Origin of the sequence: Massilia sp. CFBP9026 (assembly GCF_034045165.1) — a bacterium.
GTDB lineage: Bacteria > Pseudomonadota > Gammaproteobacteria > Burkholderiales > Burkholderiaceae_D > Telluria > Telluria arenae.
Genome location: NZ_JAXCWH010000005.1, coordinates 299,806 through 320,609 on the forward strand (window position 1 = coordinate 299,806; position 20,804 = coordinate 320,609).

Below are 20,804 nucleotides of genomic sequence, written 5' to 3' on the forward strand. Positions count from 1 at the left end.
ACATGTTTCGTATCTCTAATCACTATGTGTCGAAGATCGTTTTCGTCCTTCTGTTCGTAGAGATATTGATCCTGCTAGGATCCGCCTATGCCGGCGCCGCGATGCGCCTGCTCGACGTCAACGCGCCGGTATCGGCGCTCCAGCTCGACCACTTCCTGGCCTCGGCGATCGCCTTCGCGGTGGCGGTCAGCTTCAGCATGAGCGCCATGGGCATGTACCAGCTCGATTTCGACGAGGGCCTGCGCCATCCCTTCTTCATGAAGCTGATGCCGGCCTTCCTGATGGGCTTCCTGATCCTGACCCTGGTGTTCTATATCGCTCCCGACCTGTATTTCGGCCGCGGCATCCTGCTGCTGGTATTCGGCCTGGCGGCGGTCGGCATCTTTACGGCGCGCATCATCTTCTTCAAGACGTCCGAGATGCGCCTGATGCAGTCGCGCATCATGTTCCTCGGCTGCGGCCCGCTGGCCAAGGAGTGCAGCGAGCTGGCGCAGAAAAAGACCAGCTACCACCGCTACAATATCGCCGGCTTCATTCCGGTCGCTACTGAAGAGGTATGCGTCCCGTCTGGCAACTTGCTGAAAGTGCGCGACGGCGATTCGCTGGTCAAGGTCGCCAAGCAGTATGGCGTGCAGGAAATCGTGGTCTCGGTACAGAACCGGCGCGGCAGCTTCCCCATCAAGGAACTGCTCGACTGCAAACTGCAAGGCCTCAAGGTCACCGACGCCGCCACCTTCTTCGAACGCGAAACCTGCCAGATCCGGGTCGATTCCCTGCAGCCGAGCTGGCTGGTCTTCGGCGGCGGCTTTGACCAGAGCTATATCCGCACCTTCATGAAGCGCGGCTTCGACCTGGTATGCAGCACCCTGATCATGGTCATGACCCTGCCGATCATGCTGGCCGCGGCGATCGCCGTGTGGCTGGAAGACCGCGGCCCCGTGTTCTATTCGCAGGAACGGGTCGGCAAGGATGGCAAGATTTTCCGAGTGCACAAGTTCCGCAGCATGCGCACCGATGCCGAGAAGGGTGGCAAGCCGCAGTGGGCGGCCCAGAACGATCCGCGCGTCACCCGCGTCGGCAATTTCATGCGCAAGACCCGCATCGACGAACTGCCGCAAGTGTTCAATGTGCTCAAGGGCGACATGTCCTTCGTCGGTCCGCGTCCCGAGCGCGCTTATTTCGTGGAGCAACTGATCGAAGTGGTGCCGTATTACAATGTGCGCCATAGCATCAAGCCGGGCATCACCGGCTGGGCCCAGGTGCGTTACGGCTATGGTTCCTCGGCCGAGGATGCGCTGCAGAAGCTGCAGTACGACCTGTATTACGTCAAGAACAACAGCTTGTTCCTCGACGTCCTGGTCCTGATCAACACACTCAAGGTCGTGCTGTTCCGCAGCGGGCGCTGATGACCACGCCCCGGGTAGCGCCGGGGCCAGGCATCGGTGTGGCCTCCTTACCCGGATTTTTTCAATGCTCGTTCTCATGGATGGCGCACGTTGACCAGCATTGCCGTCTATAGCTATAGCGTCGCCGCCGTCGGTTTCTTCCTGCTGATCGGTCTCCTGCTGACGATCTGGCGCGGCCGCAGCCACGTCGCGCCGGTCGCGATCGCCTGCGCGCTCACCGCGCTCTGGTCCGGCGCCCTGGCGCTGGAAGCCGCGTCCGGCCTGGGCTTGTGGTCGGTCTGGACCGACAAGCTCGAGATCCTGCGCAGCGGCGCCTGGTGCGTCGTGCTGGTCCTGTTACTCGGCAACTACCGCGACCCAAGCAGCCGCTGGCCATTCGGCTTGCGCACCTCGGTGTTTGCCGGTGGCATTGCCTACCTGGGCCTGCTGCTGGCGACGGCGCTGCTGCGCACCGACCTGATGCTCAATATCGACGGCCTGCTGCCGAACGTGACGCTGCGCGTATGCCAGGCGGTGCTGGGCATGCTGCTGGTCGAGCAGGTGTACCGCAACAAGACGGTGCAGGAGCGCTGGGCCATCAAGTTCGCCTGCATCGGCATCGGCGCCATGTTCGCCTACGACTTCTATATGTACAGCCAGGCGATGCTGTTCCACGAGATGCACCAGGACACCTGGGCCGCGCGCGGCATCGTCAACGCCCTGGCGATGCCGCTGATCGGCACCGCGATCAAGCGCGGCACCTCGCGCGCCAATGCGCTGGCGCTGTCGCGGCGCGTGATGTTCCATTCGACCGCGCTGTTCGGCTCCGCGCTGTACCTGATGGCGATGGGCTTCGCGGGCTATTACCTGCGCTACTTCGGCGGCAGCTGGGGCGGCGTGATGCAGGTCGTGTTCCTGTGCGGCGCGCTGCTGGTGCTGGCCGGGACCCTGTTCTCGGGCGCCTTCCGTGCCTGGCTCAAGGTCTTCATCAGCAAGCATTTCTACAGCTACGGCTACGACTACCGCGAGGAATGGATGCGCTTCACGCGCACCCTGTCCGAGCACAGCGCCAATATCGGCGAGCGCGCGATCGAGGCGGTCGGCGGCCTGGTCGAAAGCCCGGGCGGGGTGCTATGGCAGCGCCGCGACGGGGAACCGGACAGCGGCGGCGCCAGCACCTACCGCCCGGTGGCCGGCTGGCAGGCCGCCAGCAGCGCCGTCGAGCCGGCCGATTCGAAGTTCTGCCGCTTCCTGGAAACCACCCAGTGGGTGATCGACCTGCGCGAATACCAGGCCTTGCCCGAGAAGTATGGCGACCTCGAACTGCCGGACTGGCTGAAGGAATTCCCGCGCGGCTGGCTGGTGGTGCCCCTGATCATGCACTCGAAGCTGTTCGGCTTCGTGGTGCTGCAGGACGCGCGCAGCACGGTGGCCCTGAACTGGGAAGTGTTCGACCTGCTCGAGATCGCGGGCAGCCAGGCCGCCAGCTACCTTGCGCAGCAGGACGCCGCCAATGAATTGATGGTGGCGCGCCAGTTCGACTCGTTCAACCGCATGTCGACCTTCGTGGTGCACGACCTCAAGAACCTGGTGTCCCAGCTGTCCTTGATGAACGCCAACGCCGAAAAGCACCGCGACAATCCGGAGTTCCAGCGCGACATGCTCGACACGGTCGACCATTCGATCCAGAAGATGACGTCGATGCTGCAGAAACTGAGCCGCAACGATGCGCCGGCGCGGCCGCGCGCCTTGTCGGTCGAGGCCGTGGTGCGCCAGGCGATCGCGCTCAAGAGCGCCCTCGAGCCGCATCCCGCGCTGCAGGTCGAGCAACAGGGCCTGATGGTGCTGGCCGACCGCGAGCGGCTCGAGCGCGTGCTGGGCCATCTGATCCAGAATGCGATCGAGGCCACGCCCAAGAGCGGCCGCGTGAACGTCACCGTGCGTCGCCGGGGCGACCGGGTGGCGATCACGGTGGCCGATACCGGCGCCGGCATGACCGAGAAATTCATTCGCGAGCGCCTGTTCAAGCCGTTCGAATCGACCAAGCCGGCCGGCATGGGCATCGGCGTGTTCGAGAGCCGCGAATACATCACTGAACTGGGCGGCGCGCTGGACTTGACCAGCACGCCCTCGGTCGGAACCACTTTTACCGTCACCCTGCCGTTGTACCATGAAGCCGGCGCCAGCATCGCCGCCGGCGCCATCGATCGCGCAGCGTGAACTGAGGAATAGCCGTGACCCAAAACAAACCGAAACTGTTGATCATCGAGGACGACCCCGGCCTGCAGAAGCAGCTGCGCTGGAGCTTCGATGCGTATGACGTGGTCGTCGCCGGAGACCGCGAAAGCGCGCTGGCGCAGATCCGCCGCCACGAGCCGGCGGTGGTCACCATGGATCTCGGACTGCCGCCCGATCCGGACGGCTCGACCGAGGGCCTGGCCACGCTCGAGCAGATCCTGGCGCTGGCGCCGGACACCCGCGTGATCGTCCTGACCGGCAACCAGGAGCGCGCCAACGCGGTCAAGGCGATCGCCATGGGCGCCTACGATTTCCACCAGAAGCCGTGCGAGCCCGAGGTGCTGAACCTGGTGATCCAGCGCGCGTTCTTCTTGCATAACCTGCAGATGGAAAACCGCCGCATGCAGTCGAACCAGGCCGATTCGCCGATGACGGGCGTGATCAGCCGCGACGCCGGCATGCTCAAGGTCTGCCGCAATATCGAGAAGGTGGCCCCGACCTCGGCCTCGGTGATGGTGCTGGGCGAATCGGGCACCGGCAAGGAAGTGCTGGCGCGCGCGCTGCACGCCTTGTCGCCGCGCGCCAAGGAGCGCTTCGTGGCGATCAACTGCGCCGCGATTCCCGAGAACCTGCTCGAGAGCGAGTTGTTCGGCTACGAGAAGGGCGCCTTCACCGGCGCCGCCAAGCAGACCAAGGGCAAGGTCGAACTGGCCAACGGCGGCACCTTCTTCCTTGACGAAGTGGGCGACCTGCCGATGGCGCTGCAGGCCAAGCTGCTGCGCTTCTTGCAGGAGCGCGTGATCGAGCGCATCGGCGGCCATGAGGAAATCCCGGTCGACGTGCGCATCGTGTGCGCGACCCACCAGAAGCTCAAGGAATTGTGCAGCACCGGACGCTTCCGCGAAGACTTGTATTACCGCCTGTCGGAAATCGTGGTCACCATCCCGCCGCTGCGCGCGCGCCAGGGCGATGCGGCCCTGCTCGCCCACCACTTCAAGAACAAGTTCTGCGCCCAGGAATCGCGCCCGACCCTGCATTTCGCGCCCGACGCGATCGCCGCCATCGAAGCCTACGAGTGGCCGGGCAATGTGCGCGAGATGGAAAACTGCGTCAAGCGCGCCGTGATCATGGCCGACGGCCCGACCATCGTGGCCGACGACCTGGGCCTGCCCGACAATGGCGCCCAGGTCGAGGAACCGCTGAACTTGCGTCAGGTGCGCGACGAGGCCGAACACGCGGCCATCGTGCGCGCGCTGGCGCGGGTGGACGGCAATATCGTCAAGGCGTCCGAGGTACTGGGCGTAAGCCGCCCGACCCTGTATGACCTGATGAGCCGGCACGGCATCAAGAGCAGCGCCTGAAGTGCTCCCCATGAGGCGTGGCGCCCGGCTGGTGCTGGCGGCGACCGTGCTGGCCGGCGGCGGCGTGGCGGCGGGACTGTTCGCGCTTGAACGCGCGGGCGTGATGCCGCGCACCCTGGCGCCCTATATCGAAAAGTGCAGCAGCGGCCACAATGGCGTCATCGTCGGCGCCGGCCAGTTCGCCAGCCGCAGCCTGCTGGCGCTGGACCGCGGCGCATCGGGCGGCGCTGCCGCGCCTGACCTTGTGCCTGAGCTGGCGGCCCTGACGCTGGGCGCCCAGCCGCAGGCCGCCGGCACGCCGGGGCTCGAGGCGGGCCTGGTGCGCGACGTCGCGGGACTGCGCGCCGCCATGGCCGCGGCCACGCCGGGCGCCACGATCACGCTGGCGCCGGGCAGCTACCGCATCGACCACCGCGCGCTGGAAGCCAGCCGGCCGGGCGGCGCGGGAGCGCCGGTCGTGGTGCGCGCCGCCCGGCTGGGCACGGTGACCCTGCAGTCGAACGTGCCGGTCGCGATCCGGGTCAACGCCCCGCACTGGCGCTTCGAGAATCTCACCATCGACGGCGCCTGCGCCGCCCACGACGATTGCGAGCACGCCTTCCAGGTAACCGGCCCAGCCAGCCACTTCGCGGCCGTCAACAACACCCTGCAGGGCTTCAACGCCCATTTCAAGATCAACGGCGCCGGCGGACGCTTTCCCGACCATGGCCTGATCGAGGCGAACACCCTGTCCAATCCGGCGCCGCGCGCGACGCGTAAACCGGTGACCCCGATCGACCTGGTCGCGGCCAGCGACTGGACGGTGCGCGGCAACATCATCCGCGACTTCATCAAGGCCGGCGGCGACCGCATCAGCTACGGCGCCTTCGCCAAGGGCGGCGGCAGCGGCAACCTGTTCGAGCGTAATCTGGTGTGGTGCGAGGCGGCGCTGGCCGGCCAGCCGGGCCAGCGCGTCGGCCTGTCGCTGGGCGGCGGCGGCACCGGCAAGCGGTATTGCCGCGACGGCCGCTGCATTACGGAACAAGAGCGCGGGGTGTTGCGCGCCAACCTGGTGGTCGGCTGTTCCGACGTCGGCATCTACCTCAACAGCGCGGCCGATACCCGTATCGAAGACAACACCCTGGTCGACACCGCCGGCATCGACGTGCGCTTCACCACCAGCAGCGCGCGCATCGACGGCAACCTGGTCGACGGTCCGATCCGCAGCCGCGACGGCGGCATGCTGCACCCGGGGGACAATCGCGCCGCGGGCTTGTGGCGTTCGTATGCGGGACTGCATCCGGTGCGTTCCCTGTTCGCCGCGCCGGCGGGCACCGACTTCCGCTGGAAGAACGCAGCGCCAGAGCGCGCCGAGCCGCGCCAGGATGGCGTCGACTTGTGCGGCGGCAAGCGCGCCAGGGTGAGCGCCTACGGCGCCTTCGAGGATTTCGGCGCCTGCCTGCGCCGCTGAGGATTTACCAGGAGCGCAGCCACTGGGCGGTCCAGCGCGCGACCTGGTCGCGCCAGGCACGGCGCGAGAAGGTATGGTCGGCGTCGTCGATCTGGCGCCGCGTCACGCGCGGCGGGGCCAGCACGCCTTGCCAGGCGCGGTCGGCATCGGCCAGGTCGCAGAACTCGCGCGCGGTCAGGTCGGCGCCGGAGATCACCAGCAGCACCTGCCCGCGAAACTCCTGCAGGCCGGTGCGCATCCGTTCCGGCAGCGAGGCCGCGACAGTGGCGCCGCTGCCGGCGGCGGGCGCGGGCGTGCCCCGGGCCTTGCGCAGCAGCGCCAGCAGCGACGCCAGCGAGCGGCGCCAGTCGAGGCCGCCGCGCAGCAGTTGTTTCCAGAACGCCGGATCGCGCAGGCGCGCCCGGTAGTAATGGCGCAGGGTGGCGCGCGCCAGTCCGTCCTCGGTGCGCACCCAGGGATTGAGCAGCACCAGGCCGGCCACGCGCGGGTCGCGCGCGGCATACATGCCGATCGCCGAGGCGGCGTCGCACAAGCCCCACAGCACCACTTCGCGCAGGCCGGGCGCCGCCGCCATGAAGGCGTCGATCGCGGCGCGCAAGTCGTCCTCGACCTCGTCGAAGGGGCGGATGGCGCCTTCGCTGTCGCCCATGCCACGGTAGTCGAAGCGCAGCACGGGCACGCCATCGCGCGCCAGGTCGCGCGCCAGCAGGGTGAACTGGCGGTGGCTGCCGGCCCGGTATTGCGGGCCGCCCACGACCACCAGCACGCCGCGGCTGGCGGGCGCTTTACCGGCGGGCAGGCTCAGGATGCCGTACAGCCGCGCGCCGCCGCAGTCGAAGGTGAGCGCGCGTTCTTCCAGTAGCGGGTCCGGACCGGTAGCGGCGTCCATCTGCCTCGTTTCCACGTCTTCAATGACCATGCAGTCGCGCCTCCATGGCAGCTGCGCCGGCATCCAGCCAGGCCGCGCTCTCGGTGATCTCGGTGGTGGTCCAGAACGGCGCGCTGTGGACCGGGTGCAGGCGCAGGTCGATCCCGGCCGCCTGCCAGGCGCTGGCGGCGCGCGCGGCCCCGGGGGCTGGATTCGCGCCCGGCTGCGCCACCGCCTCGATCCAGTCGACCGGGCAGGCCGGGCGGAAGGCATCCAGCGGATCGAGCGCATCGAGCGCGGCCGCCAGGCGCGGATCGAGGTCGTAGCCCGCGATCTCGAGCGTCTCGCCGTTCTGCAGCGCGGTGCGCAGCGCGGAAGTATTGGCGCCCGGGCCGGCGTCGCCATCGGCCAGCAAGGCGCCGGCCAGGCGCAGGCGCAGGAATTGCGTCAGGCAGGTGGAGCCCTTGAGCACCGGCTGCCACAGCAGCATGCCGGCCACCGGGTGCGCCGCCGCGCGCGCGTAGTCCAGCGCCAGCAGGGCGCCCAGGCGCAGGCCCCACAGGCGCAGCGGCGCGTCGGTTTTCTCCTGCAGCCAGGCCGCGGCCAGCGCCAGGTCGGCTTTCCACAGTTCCCAGCGCGCGTCGCCGAAGTCGCCGCTGCTGTCGCCGCAGCCGGCCAGGTCGATCTGCAGCACGGCGTGGCCGGCCGCGGCGAAGGCGCGCGCCTGCAACGCCGCCATGCGGCGCGCGCGGTTCAGCTCTTCGGCGAAGGGATGCACGTACAGCAGCGCCCCGCGCGCCGGGCCGGCCGGCGGGTGGTAGAGGCAGAAGCGCTGCCCGCCGTCCGCCTTCAGGAAGAAGGGTTCGGCCGGCGCGCCGGCGGCGGCCTTCATGCGCCGCGCTTGTCGTCCACGAATGCGGCCAGGCTGCCCAGGGTGGAGAAGGTGCTGGCGCTGATGTCGTCGTCGTCGATCGCAATGTCGAAATGTTCCTCGAGTGCGGCGATCAGGCTGATCACCGCCATCGAGTCGAGTTCCGGCAGCGCGCCCAGCAGCGGCGAGTCGGCGCTCAGCTGGCGGCCGGCGTCGCCCAGGCTGAGGACGTCGGTGAGCAGGGTCTTGATCTGGTCGATGGTGATGTGGTCTGTGTTCATGCGAATTCCATTCACGGGTTGGGGCGCAGCAGCGCCAGCCGGGTCTTGATCGGGGCCGCCAGGCGGTGCACCTCGTCCACCAGTTCGTGGCGCGTCAGGCGCAGCAGCAGATACCAGGCGATGCCCACCAGCGGCGCCATGACGAGCAGGCGCAGCAGCGGCGCGAGCGAGGACGGCAGTGCCTGCGCCAGCAGCCAGCCAACCAGGCAGCTGCCCAGGGCCACTGCAGCGCTGCGCCAAAGGGCAGCCAGCAGGGTGCCCATGCCGAGGCCGAAGTAGCGGCGCTGGATGAAGGCGCGCAGCGGCGTGGTCAGCACCGTCGCCAGGCACAGCGCCCAGGCGAAGTTCACCAGCGAACCGTCGTACAGCCAGACGCCGAAGCCGATGCGCGACAGCAGGATGGCCAGCACGAATACCGCGCTCATATAGGGGCGACCGATCGCGGTCAGGGCGAAGCCGACGTACTGGAACATCATGACCGAGGCCGCGGCCAAGGTCAAAGGCAGGATGGCCGGCACCGATTCGAGCCAGGTGGGACCGTACAGCGCCAGCACGATGTCGTGGCCGAGCACCGCCGTCAGGCCCAGCGCGGTCCAGCCGACGCCGGTCAGCAGCACGGTGGCGCGGGTCAGCACCGGCGCCAGCGATTCGCCGCGGTGGAAGATCTGCGCCAGGTAGGAGACGGCGCCATAGGTCACGGTCGATCCGGCGACGTGGATGAAGATCTGGACCGTCGAGTTGGCGCGGCTGAGCAGGCCGACCTGGCTGGCCGAGCCGAGCTTGCCGAGCAGGATGTCGGGGATCGCGTTGTTGACGGCGGCGGCGGTGTTCGAGACCAGCGAGCCGGCCCCGAACTTGGCCACCGCGCGCCAGTGCGCGAACGAGGGCAGCCAGGGCAGCTCGCGCGGGCGGTGCGGTATCAGGGCCAGGCCGCATACCAGGATGTTGATCAGGTTGGCCCAGGCCAAGCTCATGCTGCCGAAGCCCAGCTTGGCCAGGATCAGGCAGGCGGCGCAGTAGCTGAGGGTGCCGGCGGCATTCACATAGGCCTGCTTCTGGGCTTCGAAGCGGCGCGACAGCATCGCGTTCGTGATCGAGCCGAACGGGATGAACACGAAGCCGAGCGCCAGCACCTCCATCACCGGCACCATCCCCGGTTCGTCGAACCAGGCGCCGACCGGCTCGCTGGCCAGGTACAGGCACAGGGCGATCAGCCACGACGAGGCATAGGCCACGCCGGCGGCCGAGCGCAGCTTGTCGGACGACAGGTCGGCTTCGCGCTGGATGTAGTGGGTGACGCCGAAATCGCGGAACACGTGGGCGAAATTCACCAGCACCAGCGTCATCGAGAAGATGCCGATCTCGCTCGGGCTGAGGATGCGCGCCAGCAGCACGCTGACGACGAACTTGAGCGCCGTCGAGCCGGTCGAGGAACAGAAGGTGATGAGCAGCGAGCGTCGCAGGTTGGCCATGGTTCAGGAAATCGCAGCAGCGCGCTTCAGGCGCCGGCCCGGATCAGGTGGTGAATGGATGGCATGCCTGCAAACCTCTTTTGATGCGCGCAACCGATTGCTGTAATGCACAACATTATAAGCTGCATCCTTATTTACACATGCGCGCACGATACATTTCTTGCATCATCGATCGCGGATGGCGCGGCGTTTCAGCGGCGCGCCGCGCCCTCGCGCGCCAGCCCTGCGCGCGGCACGATCGCCCACACCGGCGTCTTGCGGTAGTCGGGCCGGTCGGCGCGCGCTTCGAAGCGCTCCCAGGCCTGGTCGGCATCGGGGACGCCCCAGGTCGCCGCCAGCGCCAGCGCCGGCTGCATATTGGCCGGGAAGCCGAGCACCGAATCCGAGAAGCCCGACATGCGCCCGGGCGACCAGTGGCCCTTGCTGGCCACGCGCAGCCACTCGCTCTGTTCGTGGCTCCCGCATGGCTGGTCGATGTACTTCAGGCCTTGCGGATGGCGCAGCTTCTTGCTTTCGTTGAGGATGCTGTCGCCGCCAAAATTGAAGGCATACATCGTGGGCAGGTCGCGAAACAGCGGCTCCTTCGGTCCCGGGCGGAATTCCAGGTGGTAGGCCGAGGCCTGGATCCAGCAAAAGCCCGGCGTCGTCATGCGGCCGACGGCGTACTTCGCCTTCCAGCGCAGGATCGGCAGCGCCTTCTCGAACCCGAGTTCGGCCAGGTAGCCGAAGCTCCAGGTCAGGAAGTCGTCCTGCCACGGCGCCGATGCCTTGACCTTGAACGAGCCGGCGCCGGAACCGTCGTACACGCCCAGCGCGTTCGGGTTCCCGGCCACGTAGGTGGCGTGGTAGAACTTCAGGTTGTTGTCGAGCTGCCTGGCGAAGTAATCCTTCAGCGGATGGGCGTCGGGCGTGATGTAGGCGGCGTGGCCCAGCGTGCGCAGCGACCAGGCCTGGCCGCGCACCTGCTGCCAGCGCACCAGGCCCTGGCCGTGGCCCGAATTGACCGGATCGGTTTCGAGCGGATTGCTGGCGGCCCAGAACTGCAGTTCTTCCAGGTAGTAGTAGTCGCCGGTCAGGAGGTAGGGCAGGTAGGCCAGCGAGGGCTGGTGCGACGTGTCGTGCTTGTAGGGCGTCTCGCACAGGCCCTTGGCGGCGCAGCGCGGCACCGGCAGTGGGCCCTTGTCCGCCAGGTTCATGTGGGTGGAGACGGCGCGGTTGGCCGCGCTGTCGGTGCGCAGCGGGTAGCCGGTCCTTTCGTCGCGCAGGTGGATCGACCAGCTGCCGGAACCCTCGGCGGCGGCGACCATGGTCCGCAAGGCGCGCGGGTCTTTCGAGAGCAGGTATTGCACCGACCAGGCGGGCAGCGGCCCGATGTCGTTGCGGCCCCCGGTGGCGGGCATGTAGGGATTGACGGGGCCGATGGTCATCGGGCCGGTCTTTTCCTCGGGCAGGCGCTTGACCTGGTTGACCAGCGAGAGCTCGCTCGGCGCGATGCCCTGGTCGTAGTTGGACACGGCGCGCGAAGCGATCAGGTAGGCGCTGTCGGGACGCACGTGCAGGTCCGGGGCGCGCGCCGCATTCCACCAGGCCAGCTGGCGCCAGCGCGCGTGGTGGTAGTGGCGCAGGCCCTTCTTCGCGTACACGGTGCGCCCGCCCACCTCGACCTCGACGTCGTAGTCCAGGTTGCGCGCACCGGCCTGGAAGGTTTTGGTGTTCTCGACCACGACTTCGACCCGCGCCTGTCGGTCCAGGCCCGGATACCAGCGCACGGCGAAGCGCGCCTCCAGCAGCGGATGGGCGGCGCCGCCCTGCGCCTTGAGGGGCGCCGCGCCGCGCCATTCGCGGACCAGCGGGCCATCGAGCCACAGGCCGGCGCCCTTGCCGCCCCTGGCGCCGGCCACCGCATTGGCCAGCGTGGCGCGATAGGTGGCGCCGCCGATCTCGATCGTGACGCCGGCGTCCAGGCCGTCGGCCAGCAGGCTGTCGATGGCCTGGCTACCGCCGGCGCGCGGCGCCGGCGCCTCGCCCTTGACCAGGGCGACGGCGGCATTGCCGCGCGCGCCCAGGCGCGGCAGGACGCCGGACAGTACCGCGTGGCGCACCGAACCGTCCGCATGGGTGGCCTTGACGTCGGCCTGCAGGGGCAACAGGGCGCCGTCGTCCAGGCGCGCGGCCAGGCCCTCGTTCTTGCGCAGGTCGCCCGGGGCGAACACCTGGCCGAAAGTGAAGGGGATGGCGGACTGCTCGCCGCCGAGGTTCTGGATGCGGACTTCGGCCAGCGCCGCCGGCGCCGCCGCGACGTGCGTGGCGACGCCGGCCAGCATGGCCGCGAGCGCCAGCAGGCGGAGCAGGCGCGGTGCGGAAGACGAGAGCGTGCCGGACATCGCAGCGCTGGGCCGGGCGTCAGAGCGCCGTGGTCGACTGTGCGAGCGTGGCGCCGGCCCCTGGCGCGGCGTCGAGCGCGCGGATCACGTCGCGCGAGGTGGCTTCATACTTGCTGTTAATGAAGCGCATCGAACCGATGAAGTGCAGGAAAGCCGTTTCCGCGGTGGCGCAGTCGGGGGTGCCGTACTTGGGGAAGGGCAGGGAACGGGTGCCGTGGGCATTGGCCACGAGGTAGTTCGAGGTCACCTGCTCGGTGCCCCAGCGCTTCCAGTCGGCGCCCAGCTTGGCGGTCATGCGGCGCGAAAAATCGAGCATGGCGTCGCGCATGGTGCTTGAGCGCGGGAAGCCGGTGAAGCCGGCGCAGCCGCGCACGTACAGGGCGTCCTGCGGCAGGCCGACGTTGACCATCTCGCTCTCGGAGATGGTCTGGATGTGGGCGCCCGGCTTGAGCACGCCCAGCGCATGCTCGCGCACGGCCGGCAGCTGGCGCAGAGGGGTATCGGGCAGGTCGGCCAGCACGAAACCGGTGGCGTTGCGCACGCCTTCCACGATTTCGGGGATCGGCTGGACAGTAACCGTGTCGGCGTCGAGCTGGACCACGTAGGTTTCGCGCACGAAGCCCGAGATCGCGTACAGCCTTTCCCACACGCCGCCGCGCGGAATGTCGGGATGGACGAATTCGTCGGCGTGGTGCAGCTCGATGTGCGGCACGTGCTGGCGCAGCACGGTCCGGTCCTCGTCGGTGATCGAGGGATCGCACACCACGACGACCCGTTCCGCGTTCGCGTAACGCACGAAGGACTTGAGCGCGACCAGGTAGGCGAGCACGTCGCGGGTATGGACCATCGACAGCAGCATGAACGGCAGGTTGCCGCGCTCGACCGGAGGGGTCGACAAGATTTCCCGGGTCACCTTCGTGTGCCGGGAACGGAAATAATCCCGTTTCAGGCGCTGAACGATCCTCTGTAGTAAAGACATCCTAACTGACTCCTGTATCGGCATCCGGGCGAGCCTCACGTGCCGCCTGGTTGATGGGCGCTGGCGTGCTGTTCTTGCATTTCTTGCAATAGCGCGCGATTATTATATGCTGATTTCCCGGGCGCACGCGTTCCGTGCTGCATTTTTTGCCATTTGACATTATCTTCACGACGAAGTGCGCCGTTACGCGCACGTTGTCACGAAATATCAGGTACGGAGCACCATTGAGTAATGACCAAGTAACATTTTTTATTCCCGATCCACAGCAGGTGCGCCTGTTCCAGGATGCCGACCCGGATCGGGACTGGAAACTGTTCAGCACCGGCGTGCAGGTCTGGGTCGGCCAGACCTATCTACGCCTGAAGCGGGCCGGCTACCCGGTCGTGCTGACGGCGCAGGCGCCGGCGTCCGGCCTGGCGGTGGTCCATGCCGACCACGTGCCGGCGCTGCTGTGCCGGCGGCGCTGGACCTCGGCGCTGACCGTCGTGGCGGCGCGCGCCGACCGTCCACGCCAGCCGCATGCCGACGTCGAGATCGTGCAGAACGGCGCCTGCGCCGACGGCAGCGCCGTCTTCCACATCCAGCACTGGCCGCAGCCGGGCCTGGTGCCGCGCGATGCGCAGCGCGGCAGCGCCGTGCGGACGGTCGCCTTCAAGGGTACGGTGGGGGAGATGACGCCCGAATTCGCCGCGCCGGAATGGGCGGACGGACTGCGGCGCCAGGGCATCGAGTGGCGCTGCGACGCGGTGGCCTGGGGCGGCAATGCGGCCTCTTACCAGACCAGCTGGAACGATTACCACGACACCGACGTGGTGCTGGCGATGCGCAAGGACCTGTCCCACCTGCACGCCAAGAAGCCGGCCAGCAAGTTGATCAACGCCTGGCTGGCCGGGGTGCCGGCCATCCTCGGCCCCGAGCAGGCCTACCGCGAACTGCGCCGCTCGCCGCTCGACTACATCGAAGTGGCGTCGGCGCAGGAGGCCGGTGCGGCGCTGGCGCGTCTGGCGGCCGAGCGGCAGCTGTACCGGGCCATGGTCGAGAACGGGCTCCGGCGGGGCGAGGAAGTACGGGCCGAGGCCTGCACCCGGGCCTGGGCCGCCCTGCTGTTCGAGACCCTGCCGGCGCGCCGGGCGCCGGCGCCGCTTGCGCTGGCCAGCCTGGGCCTGCGCAGCCTGCGCTGCCGGGTGCGCGCCTGGCGCACGCCGACCGCCCTATGAAAAAGGCGCCGCCACCTTGCGGTGACGGCGCCTCGTATCGCATCCCGGGCGGCGCGCTTCAGGCGCGGCCCTCCGGGGCACGGTCCGCGATCAGCGCGGGATGATGTCCCACTGCGCGCCCTTGTTGTAGTCGGGCTTGTCGGCGCGGCCGCTGAACACGGTCCAGGCCTGGGCCGCGTTGGCGATGCCCGAATTGGCCGCCACCGCCAGCGCCGGCTGCATGTTCGATGGATAACCCATGGTCGAATCGGAGTAGCCCGACATGCGGCCCGGCGACCAGTGGCCGTTGCTGGCGGTGCGCAGCCAGTCGCTCTGCTCCTTGCTGGCGCAAGGCTGGTCGATGTACTTCAGGCCTTTCGGGTGCTTCAGCTTCTTGCTCTCGTTCAGGATGGTGTCGCCGCCAAAGTTAGACGCGTGCATCGTGGCCAGGTCGCTGAACAGCGGCGCGCTGGCGCTGGGGCGGAACTCCATATGGTAGGCCGAGGCCTGGATCCAGCAGAAGCCCGGCGTCGTCATGCGGCCGACCGGATACTTGGCCTTCCACTGCAGGATCGGCAGCGCCTTGTCGAAGCCGAGTTCGACCAGGTAGCCGAAGCTCCAGGTCAGGAAGTCATCCTGCCATGGCGCCGACGCCGCCACCTTGAACGAACCGGAACCGGAACCGTCGTACACGCCCAGCTGGTTCGGATTGCCGGTCACATAGGTCGCGTGGTAGAACTTCAGGTTGTTGTCGAGCTGCTTGACGAAATAGTCCTTCAGCGTATGGGCGTCCGGCGTGATGTAGGCTGCGTGGCCCAGCGTGCGCAGCGACCAGGCCTGGCCGCGCACCTGCTGCCAGCGCACCAGGCCCTGGCCGTAGCCGGAGTTTGCCGCATCGGTTTCCAGCGGGTTGCTGGCGGCCCAGAACAGCAGCTCTTCCAGGTAATAATAGTCGCCGGTCAGCAGGTAGGGCAGGTAGGCCATCGACGGCTGGTGGGCGGTATCGTGGGTGTACGGCGAGCCGCACAGCTTCTTGTCGTTGTTGGCGCAGCGCGGCACCGGCAGCGGGCCCTTGTTCGCCAGGTTCATGTGGGTCGAGGTGTTCTTGTACGCCTCGTTGTCGACACGCAGCGGGACGCCGGTCTTCTCGTCGCGCATGTGGATCGACCAGCTGCCCGAACCGTCGGCCACCGCCATCATGGCGTTGCGGGCGCGCATGTCCAGCGACTGCAGGTAGCTGACGCTCCACATCGGCAGCGGACCGATGTCGGGGCGGCCGCCGGTGCCGCCCATGGCCGGGACCAGCAGGCCGATCTTCATCGGGCCGGTATTTTCGGCGGTGAGCTGCTTGTCCATGGTGGCCAGCATGGCTTCGGTCGGCTTGACGCTCTGGTCATAGTTCGACACCGCCTTCGAGGCGATCAGGTAAGGGACGTTCGGACGCACGTGGATGGCCGGGGTGCGCGCGCCGTCCCACCAGGCGCTCTGGTGCCAGCGGCTGTGGTGCATGTGCATCAGGCCGGTCTTGGCATAGATCGAGCGGCCCGCGACGTTCACGTTGACGTCGTACTTCATATTGTGCGAGGCCTTGAACGTCATGGTGTTCTCGACGATCGCGTCGACCCGCGCCTGTTTCAGGGCCGGATACCAGCGCACGGCGAAGCTTGCGGTAAAGCGCGGATGCACGACGCCGGCGGCGCTCTTGAGCGGCGCGGTGACGATCCATTCGTTGACGACGGCGCCCGACAGCCAGCTGACCGGCTTCGGTGCGGCCAGCGCGGTCGCGAGCGTGGCGCTGTATTGCACGCCCTCGTAGTTCACCTGCACGTCGCTGGTCAGGCCGCTGGCGGCCAGGTCCTGCAGGGTGACGGCGCTTTTATCGGACGGGGTCGACTTGACCAGCTGGATCTTCTCGATCTGGCCGGCGGCAAGGCTCGGCAGGATGCCGGACACGACCAGGTGACGCACCGAGCCGTCGGCATGGGTGGCCTTGACGTCGGCCTGCAGGCGCATCAGAGTGCCGTTCGACAGGCGCGCGGCCAGGCCTTCGGTCTTCGCCATCTGGCCGGCCGCGATCACCTGGCCGAAGGTGAACGGCACATTGGTCTGGGCCGCGCCCAGGTTCTGGATCTCGAAGTCGGTGATGGTGGCGCCGGCGACGATCGCGTTCGGGGTGTTCCCGGTGATCGGGGTCAGCACGGTCGGGGTGGCCGGCCGCGGGGCGACCACGGTGGTGGTCTTGGCCAGCGAGGCGCCGGAATCGGTATAGGACATGGACTCGGCCGCAAGATCGTCACCGCCGCCGCCGCCGCAGGCGCTCAGCAGGGCGGCGCTCAGTACGGTGGCGAGGATCGGGGCGCAACGCGCGGGCAGGCGAACCGGCTGGGAGGTTCGCACATTGCCACGGTCCGCGCGGCTCGGGATGATCTGGTCAGAGGTCATGAAAGTAGGGGTAATAGTTCGCAAGAGAAATTTAATTTCCGTGTGGAACTGAACTTTACCCGCTTAAATATTTCCATGGGCCAATTTTGAACAGATTTTGCCGATTTCCTGCGCAAAAACAACGGAGATGCTGCTTTTGAAAGTATTTACTCTTACGAAGTCAAGAGTGTTTTTGCAAAAAGACGTGAAAAAGCTACAATTTTCTTGGTTTTAAAGCACTTATTGGACTACCAATTCCGACTTTTAGGCTGGTTGCATCGTTTTTCCCGCCGGGAGAGTTTCATATTTACTGTATTTGGGTTGGGTAACGCATGCACACCATTGCGAAGTTGACATTGGAACATTTTCGAATGTGATAGGATGACAACATCAATGGACTGGCGACATGGCCGGTCCGGTTACCCAAGGACACGTGCCGGCCGTTGTGCTGCGCCCATGCGGCGCACGCGGGCTTCGCGGAAATGATGCAATGCTAAGCACAACCAACCATGTAGCGGCCCGGCTGGCGGCCGGACGGCCGCCGGTCCTGATCGTGATCGTCGATACCGAGGAAGAATTCGCCTGGGACCGGCCATTCGACCGCGCCAGCGTCGACACTGCCTCGGTCGCGGCCCAGCCGCTGATGCACGAGCGCGTGTTCGACCGTTTCGGCATCGTGCCGGCGTATATGGTCGACTGGCCGGTGGCCACCGCCCCGCAGGCCGTCGCCACCCTGCGCCGGCTGATGCAGGAAGGGCGTTGCGACATCGGCACCCAGCTGCACCCCTGGGTCTCGCCTCCCTACGAAGAACAGGTCACGCGTTTCAATTCCTACGCCGGCAACCTGCCGCGCGAGCTGGAGCTGGCCAAGCTGCGCATGCTCACCAACGCCATCGGCAACGCCTTCGGGCGCGCCCCGACCGCCTTCAAGGCCGGCCGCTATGGCCTGGGACCGCACAGCGCCGAGGCGGTGGCTGCGCTGGGCTACGAGATCGACGCCAGCGTGGTGCCCTATACCCGCTTCGAGGACGACGGCGCGCCGGATTTCCGCGCCTTCGACGAGCATCCCTACTGGTTCGAGGCCGGCGGACGGCGCCTGCTCGAGCTGCCGGTGACCACCGGCTACGCCGGCTGGCTGCGCGGCATGGGACCGCAGCTGTTCGACCTGGCGCGCAGCCCGTCGGGACGCGCGCTGCGCATGGGCGGCATGCTGGCGCGCACGCGCGCGCTCGAGCGCATCCGCCTCAGTCCCGAAGTCGCCAGCGGCGCCGAGATGCGGCGCCTGACGCGCGCGCTGCGCGCCGACGGCTGCGAAGTGTTCTCGCTGACCTACCACAGTCCCTCGCTGGTGCCCGGCCACACGCCCTATGTGCGCGACGCGGCCGACCGGGAACGCCTGATTTCCACGATCCACGATTACTGCGCCTGGTTCCGCGACGAGATCGGCGGCCAGTTCCTGGCCCTGTCGCAGGTCGGGGCGGCGCTGGCGCCCCAGGCCGGGGTCGCGCCGCGGGCGCTCGAAGCGGTGCGCTGAAATCAGCGCCCGGCGGCGCGCGCGTGCAGCCGGCCCAGCCAGGGCCAGCGGTAGGCATTCAGGTGGTACATGGTGCGCACCTCGCCGGTCCAGCGCAGATGCCACTCCATCACCCGGCCATAGAATTCGATGCGTTCGAAGCGGCGCGCTTGGATGATGTCGCGCGTGGCTTCCTCGCGCATCAGGAGCGCCGGCGACAGGCCGTTGCCGATGCCCTCGTCGTAGGCGGTCTTGAGCACCACGATGCAGCCGCCGCCCTCGACGCACAAGTCCATCGCCGCCAGCCGCTCGCCGACGAAGTAGCGGTAGACGCAGGCCGCATCGATGCCGGCGAAGGCTTCCAGCATGGCGCGGTAGAAGCGTCCCTGCTCGTTGCCGGCGCTGACGGCGGTGCCGTCCTTCGCCTTCCAGCCCGCGCTTTCCAGGCGCCCGTAATCCTCGACCGCGGCCGCCATCTCGTGCACCGCGCGGCTGGCCTCGAGCCGGGTCGGCACGCCGTCGTCCTGCAGGCGCTTGCGCTGCTTGCGCAGGTTGCTGCGCAGGTTCTTGCCGCGCGTGTTCCAGTAGTCGTCGAAGCTGGCCGGCAGGGTGACGCGGGCGGTCTCGATGTAGTCCATGGTGCGCAGGCCGGCGTCTGCCTGCGCGGGGCGGTCCATCAGCATCGGATCGCACTGAGTCACGCCGAGCATGAGGGCGGCGCCGGGCAGGGCGCGCAAGAGTGCGGGCAGGCTGGCGCCGCGCGCCCCGGCGTCGCGCTGCAGCCACAGGCCGACCGGCGCCTGGGCCGGCTGGAAGGTGTTCCAGGCGCCGGGGCGCGACGGCGCCAGGATCGCCATGATGTCGGTTTCTCCATCCCGCTCGTGCCAGGCCAGCACTTCCCGCCCCGTGCCGAACACGGCCAGCAAGGGGAGCACGAATTCCGGCGCCAGCAACGGCGACCCGGCGCTTTCCCGGTGCAGGCGGCGCCAGCGCTCCAGGTGCTCGGGCCGGGCCGGCAGTTCGGCCGCCGGGACCACGCGCCAGTTCATCGCGCCGCCTCGGCGGTTTCTTCCAGCGCACGGCGCACGGCGGCCGCCAGCCAGGCGCGTTCGCCGGCCCGCAATTCCTGGTGCACGGGCAGGCCGAACAGGCGCCGGCCGAGCGCGACGCTGTTGGGGCACACGCTGGCGTCCACGCCGGGCCACAGGCTGGCGCCGAAGCGCACCATCGGCACCCCGGCGGCGCGCAGCCGTTCGAACAGCGCTTCCGGATGGTCCGCCAGCAGCGGGAACACCCAGGGGCAGGCGCCGGCCGGCAGCGCCGCGAACAGCGGCTGCCAGCCGGGCGCGCCGGCCAGCGCGCGTTCGAGTTCCAGGTAATGGCGGCGCCGTCCTTCGACCAGGCGCGCACGGCCGGCGCGCCGCAGGACGGCGCGCGAGAACCAGGACGAACGGCGGTCGACCCAGTGGGGATCGAAGTCGAAGCTGCTGTCCGACGAAGATGGGGCCAGCGCCGGGGCCGGGCTTGCGCCCCGGGCGTCTGGCCGCGCCTTTGTCCGCGCCTTTGCCCAATTCCACAGCGCGGTCTTCAGGCGCAACGGCAGGGCCAGCGCGGCGCGCAGGATGGGCAGGCGGCCCTGGGCGAAACTGGCCTCGAGCGCGCCGAGCGCCGCCTTGGCTTCGAATCCACGGCCGCCGCCCTGCGGGACAGCCGGCAGCGCATGCCGGTGCGAGACCAGGCAGCCGCCCTCGAAGATGGGGAAGAATTTCATGCTGCTGCCGATCGCATAGTCGCCGCTGCTGCCGACCGCGACGCCATCGCGTTCGCCGAAGTAGCAGTGGGCGCAATCCTCGACCAGGCCGGCGCCATTGGCGTCGCACAGCGCGCGCAGGGCGCGCAGGTCTTGCGGGAAGCCGAAGAAATGGGTGGCCATGACGGCCTTCACGCCGGGACCGAGTTTACGCGCCAGGTCGTCCAGGTCGGCCGTGGTGTCGGGATGGACCCGGTAGAACACCACCTCGGCGCCGCGCCAGTGCACCGGCGGGATCATCGAGGGGCTGTGATAGGCCGGGACCAGCACCCGGTCGCCGGGGCCGACGCCGAGGGCGCGCAGCGCCATCCCGATCGCGATCCGGCCGCTCGTGACGGCTTGCACCGCAGGCGCGTCGTCCAGCGCCGGCAGGTTGGCGCCGCCGCCGGCGAAGGTGCCGAGCGAGAGGACGGGAACGGAGGGAATGGACCTGGTGTCGGTCATGCTGGTGCTGCGGATGTGTTTATTCTCGGCATGATTTAAATATAACATGCGGCCTGGCCGTTTCCGCGCACCGGCAGCGGTGCGCGCGCTCGCGCAGCGATGTCGAAAAAGCATGCAATCCCCTTGCTGCG

At 68.2% G+C, this 20,804-nt stretch carries 15 protein-coding genes; 6 read left to right on the plus strand and 9 right to left on the minus strand.

What is annotated here, in order from left to right; all coding sequences use genetic code 11:
* Positions 1–2: 2 nt before the first annotated feature.
* The 4 genes from SOM28_RS14680 (at position 3) to SOM28_RS14695 (ending at position 6,434) form a co-directional block, all read left to right on the plus strand.
* Positions 3–1,406, plus strand: coding sequence for a TIGR03013 family XrtA/PEP-CTERM system glycosyltransferase (locus SOM28_RS14680; protein ID WP_123067518.1), 1,404 nt, complete (start codon positions 3–5; stop codon positions 1,404–1,406).
* Positions 1,407–1,496: 90 nt separating this feature from the next.
* Positions 1,497–3,605, plus strand: a complete 2,109-nt coding sequence (prsK, locus tag SOM28_RS14685; RefSeq protein WP_123067519.1) for an XrtA/PEP-CTERM system histidine kinase PrsK — start codon at positions 1,497–1,499, stop codon at positions 3,603–3,605.
* A gap of 14 nt (positions 3,606–3,619) precedes the next feature.
* A complete protein-coding gene (gene prsR, locus SOM28_RS14690; protein WP_320468551.1) occupies positions 3,620–4,984 on the plus strand; it encodes a PEP-CTERM-box response regulator transcription factor in 1,365 nt (454 codons plus the stop codon).
* Positions 4,985–4,994: 10 nt separating this feature from the next.
* The gene (locus SOM28_RS14695) at positions 4,995–6,434 is read left to right on the plus strand and encodes a right-handed parallel beta-helix repeat-containing protein (RefSeq protein WP_320468552.1); all 1,440 of its coding nucleotides are present in this window, start codon (positions 4,995–4,997) and stop codon (positions 6,432–6,434) included.
* A 4-nt stretch (positions 6,435–6,438) separates the two neighbouring features.
* On the opposite strand, the gene SOM28_RS14700 is transcribed toward SOM28_RS14695, so the two are convergent.
* The 6 genes from SOM28_RS14700 to SOM28_RS14725 form a co-directional block, all read right to left on the minus strand.
* Positions 6,439–7,353: a hydrolase 1, exosortase A system-associated gene (locus tag SOM28_RS14700; RefSeq protein ID WP_320468553.1), complete on the minus strand. Its 915-nt coding sequence runs from the start codon at positions 7,351–7,353 to the stop codon at positions 6,439–6,441.
* A complete protein-coding gene (locus tag SOM28_RS14705; RefSeq protein ID WP_320468554.1) occupies positions 7,343–8,194 on the minus strand; it encodes a hydrolase 2, exosortase A system-associated in 852 nt (283 codons plus the stop codon). Before SOM28_RS14705 ends, SOM28_RS14700 begins: the two co-directional genes overlap by 11 nt.
* Entirely contained in the window at positions 8,191–8,454 is a 264-nt protein-coding gene (locus SOM28_RS14710; protein ID WP_123067523.1) for an acyl carrier protein, read from the minus strand. The genes SOM28_RS14705 and SOM28_RS14710 overlap by 4 nt, the downstream gene beginning before the upstream one ends.
* A gap of 11 nt (positions 8,455–8,465) precedes the next feature.
* Positions 8,466–9,926, minus strand: a complete 1,461-nt coding sequence (locus tag SOM28_RS14715; protein ID WP_320468555.1) for an oligosaccharide flippase family protein — start codon at positions 9,924–9,926, stop codon at positions 8,466–8,468.
* Positions 9,927–10,117: 191 nt separating this feature from the next.
* On the minus strand, positions 10,118–12,310 hold the full coding sequence (locus tag SOM28_RS14720; protein WP_320468556.1) for an RIFT barrel domain-containing protein: 2,193 nt from the start codon (positions 12,308–12,310) through the stop codon (positions 10,118–10,120).
* A 19-nt stretch (positions 12,311–12,329) separates the two neighbouring features.
* Positions 12,330–13,208 carry a hypothetical protein gene (locus SOM28_RS14725; protein ID WP_320468557.1) on the minus strand — a complete coding sequence of 293 codons (879 nt, stop codon included), beginning with the start codon at positions 13,206–13,208 and terminating at the stop codon, positions 12,330–12,332.
* A 305-nt stretch (positions 13,209–13,513) separates the two neighbouring features.
* Between SOM28_RS14725 and SOM28_RS14730 the strand changes: the two genes are divergently transcribed.
* Positions 13,514–14,506 carry a hypothetical protein gene (locus SOM28_RS14730; RefSeq protein WP_320468558.1) on the plus strand — a complete coding sequence of 331 codons (993 nt, stop codon included), beginning with the start codon at positions 13,514–13,516 and terminating at the stop codon, positions 14,504–14,506.
* Between the two features lie 90 nt (positions 14,507–14,596).
* On the opposite strand, the gene SOM28_RS14735 is transcribed toward SOM28_RS14730, so the two are convergent.
* Positions 14,597–16,882 carry a hypothetical protein gene (locus SOM28_RS14735; RefSeq protein WP_320468559.1) on the minus strand — a complete coding sequence of 762 codons (2,286 nt, stop codon included), beginning with the start codon at positions 16,880–16,882 and terminating at the stop codon, positions 14,597–14,599.
* A 514-nt stretch (positions 16,883–17,396) separates the two neighbouring features.
* Between SOM28_RS14735 and SOM28_RS14740 the strand changes: the two genes are divergently transcribed.
* Positions 17,397–18,440: a polysaccharide deacetylase family protein gene (locus SOM28_RS14740; protein ID WP_123068750.1), complete on the plus strand. Its 1,044-nt coding sequence runs from the start codon at positions 17,397–17,399 to the stop codon at positions 18,438–18,440.
* 2 nt (positions 18,441–18,442) lie between these two features.
* On the opposite strand, the gene SOM28_RS14745 is transcribed toward SOM28_RS14740, so the two are convergent.
* Positions 18,443–19,468, minus strand: a complete 1,026-nt coding sequence (locus SOM28_RS14745; protein WP_320468560.1) for a GNAT family N-acetyltransferase — start codon at positions 19,466–19,468, stop codon at positions 18,443–18,445.
* Positions 19,465–20,673 (minus strand): aminotransferase class I/II-fold pyridoxal phosphate-dependent enzyme, encoded by a 1,209-nt coding sequence (locus tag SOM28_RS14750; RefSeq protein WP_320468561.1) that lies wholly within the window; start codon positions 20,671–20,673, stop codon positions 19,465–19,467. The genes SOM28_RS14745 and SOM28_RS14750 overlap by 4 nt, the downstream gene beginning before the upstream one ends.
* Positions 20,674–20,804 lie beyond the last annotated feature (131 nt).